The sequence below is a fragment of the Lutibacter sp. genome (assembly GCF_041555395.1).
Taxonomy (GTDB): Bacteria; Bacteroidota; Bacteroidia; order Flavobacteriales; family Flavobacteriaceae; genus Lutibacter.
The window spans coordinates 1-7059 of the sequence record NZ_JBFFKM010000083.1 but is presented as its reverse complement, the minus strand read 5'-3'; the positions used below and the strand labels follow the sequence as shown (position 1 = coordinate 7059).

The 7059-nt window shown below is 34.7% G+C and carries 7 protein-coding genes; 1 reads left to right on the top strand and 6 read right to left on the bottom strand.

Features of this window, described 5'->3' with window-relative positions:
• Positions 1–67: 67 nt before the first annotated feature.
• The 6 genes from ABY285_RS11870 to ABY285_RS11845 all read right to left on the bottom strand — a co-directional run bounded on the left by ABY285_RS11870 (position 68) and on the right by ABY285_RS11845 (position 5944).
• Positions 68–919: a mechanosensitive ion channel family protein gene (locus tag ABY285_RS11870; RefSeq protein ID WP_372770332.1), complete on the bottom strand. Its 852-nt coding sequence runs from the start codon at positions 917–919 to the stop codon at positions 68–70.
• 155 nt (positions 920–1074) lie between these two features.
• A complete protein-coding gene (gene argJ, locus ABY285_RS11865; protein WP_372770330.1) occupies positions 1075–2286 on the bottom strand; it encodes a bifunctional glutamate N-acetyltransferase/amino-acid acetyltransferase ArgJ in 1212 nt (403 codons plus the stop codon).
• Positions 2287–2332: 46 nt separating this feature from the next.
• A complete protein-coding gene (gene argC / locus ABY285_RS11860) occupies positions 2333–3370 on the bottom strand; it encodes an N-acetyl-gamma-glutamyl-phosphate reductase (RefSeq protein ID WP_372770328.1) in 1038 nt (345 codons plus the stop codon).
• Entirely contained in the window at positions 3363–4559 is a 1197-nt protein-coding gene (locus ABY285_RS11855; RefSeq protein ID WP_372770326.1) for an aspartate aminotransferase family protein, read from the bottom strand. Before ABY285_RS11855 ends, argC begins: the two co-directional genes overlap by 8 nt.
• Before the next feature lie 17 nt (positions 4560–4576).
• On the bottom strand, positions 4577–5401 hold the full coding sequence (gene argB, locus ABY285_RS11850; RefSeq protein WP_372770324.1) for an acetylglutamate kinase: 825 nt from the start codon (positions 5399–5401) through the stop codon (positions 4577–4579).
• A 351-nt stretch (positions 5402–5752) separates the two neighbouring features.
• Positions 5753–5944, bottom strand: coding sequence for a cold-shock protein (locus ABY285_RS11845; RefSeq protein ID WP_372770322.1), 192 nt, complete (start codon positions 5942–5944; stop codon positions 5753–5755).
• Between the two features lie 534 nt (positions 5945–6478).
• On the opposite strand from ABY285_RS11845, the gene ABY285_RS11840 reads away from it, so the two are divergent.
• Positions 6479–7059 (top strand): fasciclin domain-containing protein (locus tag ABY285_RS11840; RefSeq protein WP_372770320.1); only part of this gene is annotated, 581 nt, incomplete at its 3' end.

The window sequence follows — 7059 nt, the reverse complement described above, 5'->3', positions numbered from 1 at the left end:
TGTTCTATGACTATTTTTTTCTGATTGCGCATGCCCTCTTTTATTGTTTAATTAAAAATTAAGCTTCTTAACTTTGATGAATAACCCTTTGTGGAAATGGAATTTCAATTCCTTCCCTGTCAAATGCTATTTTTAGTCTTTTTCGCAACTCACCTGTAATCTCCCATTGTTTAAGTGGCAATGTTTCTCCTAAAATCTTTAACATAACGGAGGAATCTGCAAAATTATTCACTCTCAAAAACTGTGGAGCTTTGATGATAAACTCTTTAAATTGATCATCTTTTGCCAATGCATTTCCCACTTCATTCACCACGCGAATTACATGTTCCAGATTGGCATCATAAGAAACGCCAATATCCAGATTTACACGGGCAAAATCTTTGGCATAATTTGAAACTTCTTTAATTTCTCCATGTGGAATATGGTGAACGGTTCCGTCTAAATCTCTTAAGGTTGTCATTCTCAGACTTATTTTTTCAACCACCCCGCCTAAATTTTCAAACTTAACAATATCACCTATTCTGTATTGATTTTCAAGAATGATAAAAAGTCCGGAAATAATGTCACGGATAAGATATTGACCCCCAAAGCCAAAAGCCAATCCAACAATTCCTGCTGCGGCCAAAATAGGGCCTATTGCAACACCAAATTCCTCCAACACCATTAATATCAGCATGGAAAAAAGGGCAATTTTTGCAGTAATCGAAAAAATATGAATAAGGGTATCTTCCCTTTTCCTTTCTGCTTCTTCAGAAGAATGATTGTTGGGAACAACAGCCATTCTGACCATTTTATCAATCAATCTGGTGATGATTTTATTTATAAATAAAGCAATAACAATAATAGCCAATATTCTCAATCCGCTTGATAAAAGCCAAGGAACCATAAGTTCTGTCCATTCTGCAAAATATTCTTTCATTTTTTTTTAAGTTTAAAAGTTTAAAGTTTTTTTTAGAATTACCTAAAACCGTTTACTGCTAAATTAATACTGATTACTGCGACTGTAATCTGATGACTAATTTTTTTGAATTTATTTTATGTTTGGTGATTTACTTTTTAAAATCACTTCATTATTTAGGTGGTATATACAGAATTAAACAACACATAATCTGTTGTTAAATCTGTTCCCCAGCCTTTTGCTTTGGCTTTCCCGTTGTGAAGATCCAGCACAATTTTAAGATGTGATTCCCTCAACTGTTTTTTTATAAAGTTGGGATTAAATTCTAATGGCTCCCCTTTTTCCAACACCTTTATCGTTTTTTTATCAGAACCAATATAAAGATCCATTTTTTCATAATCAAAAGGAAGTCCTGCATTACCGGCTGCGCTAATAATCCTTCCCCAATTGGGGTCGCGGCCAAACATAGCAGTTTTAACAAGCGCAGAATCTGAAATTTTCCGAATCATTATTCTTGCATACTCTTCCGTTGGCGCATTCACTATTTCATACTCAATAAACTTTGAGGCTCCTTCCCCATCTGAAACGATAAGCTGGGCCAAATGCACCATCATTTCTTCAAGATGCTTTTGAAAAATGACATACCCTTTATCTTTTTTCGATTTGATCAAATCATTCTGAGCCAAACCATTGGCCAGCACAATAACCATATCGTTGGTAGATGTATCGCCATCAACTGTGATCATATTGAATGATTTATCAACAGATTCCTTCACCATAATTTTCAACATTTTAGGTTCTATGGCAATGTCTGTCACTATAAAAGCCAGCATCGTGGCCATATTTGGATGAATCATTCCTGAACCTTTGGCAATTCCTCCCATATTAATTTCACGGCCATCAACTTCAAACTCCACAAAACCTTCCTTTGCAAAGGTGTCGGTTGTTAAAATAGCATTTGCCGTAAATGATCCGGCATTGGATCTGTTGGTCAGGTTTTTTGCGTTTTCCCGAATGCCGTTCACAATTTCAGTGGTTGGAAATTTGACACCAATGATACCTGTGGAAGCAACCAACACCATCTCTTTGTCAATTTTCAATTCTTCAGCCAATGATTCCGTCATAGCCTCAGCACCTTCCATCCCTTGTTTTCCTGTAGCTGCATTTGCATTTCCAGCATTAATCACAATGGCTTGGGCTTTGCCGTCCTTAATATGTTTTTTTGATACGGTAACTGGCGCTGCAACCACTTGGTTTTGCGTAAATACCGCTGCCGCACTCGCCGGCACTTTTGAGAAAATGATGGCTAAATCCCTTCGCATAGATTTAACACCTGTATGTGCTCCCCAACAAGTGATTCCTCTTACGTTTGTTATATTTTTAATCATTTTTGTAAATATTATTGTTAGTTTTATTTTCTTTTGAATTAAAATATTAAGGGTTTAATGGAATAAGATTTAGTCCAATTGTTTGTTCTAAACCAAACATAATATTCATATTTTGAACTGCCTGACCTGCTGCTCCTTTAATAAGATTGTCAATAACACTGATAATAATTACCATATTGGTTCGCTTATCATACGTTACATATAAATCACAATAATTGGTTCCCCTCACATCTTTTATGGCTGGCTCTTGCTTCCTTAAACGCACAAAAGGCGCATTTGCATAAAAGGCCGTGTACAATTCTTTTAGTTTGATTTCATCCATTTTTTCTGTAGGCCGTGCATAAATAGTGGTTAAAATACCCCTGTCTACAGGCAATAAATGCGGAGTAAATTGAATCAATGTTTCATTTCCCGAAACCTCATCCAGTATTCCTTGAATTTCAATGGTATGTCTGTGATTTTTAAGTCCGTATGCCTTAAAATTATCATTCACATTAGAATACATATTAACCGATTTCGCTTTTATTCCTGCCCCGGTAACGCCTGTTTTTGAATCCACAATAATGCGGTCTGTTTCAATCAGTTTGGCTTCCAGTAAAGGCGCAAGGCCTAAAATGGCGGTGGTAGGAAAACAGCCGGGATTTGCAATTAAACTGGCTTCTTTAATTTTATCAAAATACAATTCCGGACTTCCGAAAACTGCTTTTTCAATGCCTTTAGGATACACATGGTCTATTTTGTACCATTCTTCATAAACTTCCTTTGAACTCAATCTAAAATCGCCGGAAAGATCAATAATTTTAAAAGAACTGTCTTTAAAACGTTTTACAAAATCCATGGAAACGCCATGTGGCAAAGCAAGAAAAACAAGATCGAGTTCGTAATTATCTATGTCATTGATCGACACCAATTTTTGATCGGCAATTCCCTGTAAAAAAGGATGTACATCAGAAAATAATTCTCCTGCCCTGCTTTCAGAAGTAATCATGGTGATTTCAACATCTGGGTGATTGGTGAGGATACGCACCAATTCTGATCCGGTATAGCCCGTTGCACCTATAATACCTATTTTCTTTTTATTCATGGTCTTTTATTTCTTTTAATGATTTTCCCAATACTTCCATTGCCTTTTCCAAATCTTCATAAGGGATGTTTAAAGGCGGCACCAAACGCAACACCTTGTCGGCAGTGGCATTTGCCAATACTCCATTTTCAAGCATTTTCAGCACCAAAGGCTTTGTTTCAAAATTAAATTCCACGCCTATCATCAATCCTTTTCCTCGAATTTCTATAATGTCCGGATTTTCCATTGCTGCAATTTTCGATTTTAACCAATTGCCTTTCTCCTCAGCCTGTTGCATCAGATTTTCAGATTCAATAACTTCTAAGGTTGCCAATGAAGCGGCACACACCAATGGATTTCCTCCAAAGGTTGTTCCGTGATCCCCAAATTCAATTGCCGAACTTATTTTTTCATTTGAAAGAATGGCACCAATCGGAACACCACTTCCCAATGCTTTCGCCAAGGTCATAATATCCGGTTCAACCCCAAAATGTTCTTTGGCAAACATTTTTCCTGTTCGGCCAACACCACACTGAATTTCATCGAAAATCAACACAATACGTTCTTCATCACAAAAGGTTCTCAACGCCTCAAGGAAAGTTTTATCCGCAATATTAACACCACCTTCTCCCTGGATAGGTTCTATAATGATGGCTGCCGTATTGTTGTCGACCGCTTTTTTTATGGCTTCCATATCATTAAAAGGCACTTGAGAAAATCCCTCGGGAATGGGCTCAAATCCTTTTTGATATGCTTTTTTACCAGAGGCAATCGTCGCCAATGTACGTCCGTGAAAGGAGTTTTCAAAAGAAATGATATTTCCTCCCCTTCCAATACTATGGGCATATTTACGTGCAATTTTAATAGCGCCCTCAACAGATTCCGCTCCGCTATTCGCAAAAAATACCCGATCTAAACCTGATAATTCAACCAGTTTTTTAGAAAGCATCACCTGTGGTTCGCTAAGATAAAAGTTTGAAATATGAATTAATTTAGCCGCCTGATCCTGAATTGCTTTTACTATTTTAGGATGACAATGGCCAACACTATTAACAGCGATACCTCCTAGCATATCTATATATTCATTGCCTTCCACATCCCAAATATGGGAACCGCTCCCGTGGTCAAATGTTAACGGGTAGCGTTTAAAAGTTTGTAAATAATACTTTTTATCAAGTTTGTTAAATGTTTCATTATTATTTTTTGACATGGTCTAAGTTCTATAAATTATGCGGTGATGATGGTTCCCGATTGTTGATTTTCAAAAAGAGCTGAAATCTGTTCAGGGACTGTTCCATTGATGATTCTTGCCAGTTTAGCTCCTTTTTCTAAGGCTATTTCACAAGAATCCATTTTAGGGATCATTCCGCCCTGAATACATTTTATTTCTTTAAGATGATTTATTTCGGCTACTTTAAGTTTAGGAATCATGGAAGCAGGATTGTCCTTATCAAGCATTAATCCGTCAACATCTGTTAAAATAATATATTGTTCCGCTGAAAGTGCCCCTGCAATATGTCCAGCAAACAGATCTCCATTAATATTATAGTCGTTTCCATGTTTATCGGAAGCAATACAAGTGATTACCGGAATAAAATCATTTTCCAATAACAATTCAATTAAAGTAACATCAACACTGGCTACATCCCCAACTTGTCCTAAATCAACCATTTCTGTCTTTCCGTTTTTCATTTGTTGATGTAAACGTTTTTTGGCGGTTACTATTTGTCCGTCTTTTCCTGATAGTCCAACGGCCTTATTCCCAATTGCATTGATTATGGAAATCAGGCTGCCATTAACTTTTCCTTTAAGCGCCATCTCTACATATTCCATGGCCTCTGGTGTTGTTTTTCGCTGCCCGTCAATAAACTCAGAATCTATATGCACTTCTTCCAAAGTTTGTTGGATAAAAGGACCACCTCCATGAACAATCACCACTTGGTATCCTTTTTCTTTTAAACCGCATATGTTTTTTAGCACTTGTTTTTTAAGTGGCTGATTGGTCATGGCATTTCCTCCATATTTAAATAAAAGCAGGTGTTTTTTTGTCATTATTTTTTATTAAATAATTAATAGAACATACTCATAAAACTTTTATTTAGGAGCAGTTACAGACGATATTGTAATTTTTGATTTTCACAAACCTTTAATTGTTGAAAGATTTGGATTTGCAACCTCGATGTGAAATCCGTATTACAACTGATTTTGAATGATTTCAAATATATTATTGCAAATTTAAGGCTATAACTTTAATTTTCCTAATAAATATTAAAGTTATAACTTTAAATATTATTATTTTTAATAAAACATGCAAACCTTGAAGCTTTTAAAAGAAAAAATAGGGCACAAAAAAAGTCTGTCAAATAAATGACAGACTCTACTTTGTAAAAAGGTAATTATATATTAAATAACTTTTACATTAATTGCGTTTAATCCTTTTTTACCTTCCTGTAAATCGAATTCAACTTCGTCACCTTCGCGTACTTCGTCGATTAATCCAGAAATGTGTACAAAATGTTCTTTGTTCGAACCTTCTTCTTTAATAAATCCGAAACCTTTAGCTTCATTGAAGAATTTTACTGTCCCTTTACTCATCTTTAAAAATTTTAAAATATTATTAGTGACAAATTTAATAATTAATTTTTAATTTACAAATATTTTCAAAATATTTTTTCCTCGGTAAATAGCAGCAAATTAATGCATTATAAACCAATCCGCTATTTTTTTAAGTCTATTGCCCTAGTTTAATTTGCTAAAAACAGTTTCGTGAATTTCAAGTTTTCCTTATAAAATTTTAGAATTAAAATCCTATTTAAAAATCTTTTTTTCAATCATTATAATCACTTATTAAATAAATAAAACAAATTATCGCTGAATTATTGACCTGATTATTTTGTTTAAACTTATTTAGTTTTTTTTAAACAATAAGATTATAAATCACTTCAATTTATTTTGTCGCATATTTTGATTTAAGAATATATTTACAACGTTATTATACGTATTTATAACCCTGATATAATTTATGTGCTTAAATGTTAAAAATATGTTAAGATCATATTTTGTTTAATCTTTTTCTTTTTTAATTAAACAATAGGGTTTATATTTGTCTTAAACTTAAACTTAATGATTATGAAAAATCTAGCGAAATTTTTAAACTTATTACTAATTGTGGTATTATCTGTAAGCGTATTGTCTTGTGACGACAATGACGAAATGGAAGTGCTTCAAGTAGATCAAACAAACACCATTGCTGATTTTGTTGTTGACAACAGCAACAATTACAGCAGTCTTTTAGCCGCTTTAACAAAAGCCAATTTGGTTGAAACCTTAAGCGGTGACGGGCCATTTACCGTATTTGCCCCAGACAATGATGCTTTCAGTGCATTTTTAACTGCAAATGGTTTTGCAAACCTTGATGCTGTTCCTGTAGATGCCCTAACACAAATTTTATTGAATCATGTTGTTAGCGGCGCCGTAAAATCAACCGATTTAACTACGGGCTATATTAAAACACTCTCTACTGCAACGCCTAACAATGCACACATAAGCATGTTCGTAAATACAAATGATGGCGTAAAATTAAACGGTATTTCTGAGGTAACTGCCGCCGACAATATGGTTGATAATGGCGTTGTTCATTTGGTAAATGAAGTAATAGGTTTGCCAACAGTAGTTACTTTTGCCACTGCCGACCCAACTTTTTCAACTTT

Excerpts from the sequence above, each read along its gene's own strand:
- ABY285_RS11870 (WP_372770332.1), bottom strand. The coding sequence starts at position 919 with ATGAAAGAATATTTTGCAGAATGGACAGAACTTATGGTTCCTTGGCTT.
- argJ (WP_372770330.1), bottom strand. The coding sequence starts at position 2,286 with ATGATTAAAAATATAACAAACGTAAGAGGAATCACTTGTTGGGGAGCA.
- argC (WP_372770328.1), bottom strand. The coding sequence starts at position 3,370 with ATGAATAAAAAGAAAATAGGTATTATAGGTGCAACGGGCTATACCGGA.
- ABY285_RS11855 (WP_372770326.1), bottom strand. The coding sequence starts at position 4,559 with ATGTCAAAAAATAATAATGAAACATTTAACAAACTTGATAAAAAGTAT.
- argB (WP_372770324.1), bottom strand. The coding sequence starts at position 5,401 with ATGACAAAAAAACACCTGCTTTTATTTAAATATGGAGGAAATGCCATG.
- ABY285_RS11845 (WP_372770322.1), bottom strand. The coding sequence starts at position 5,944 with ATGAGTAAAGGGACAGTAAAATTCTTCAATGAAGCTAAAGGTTTCGGA.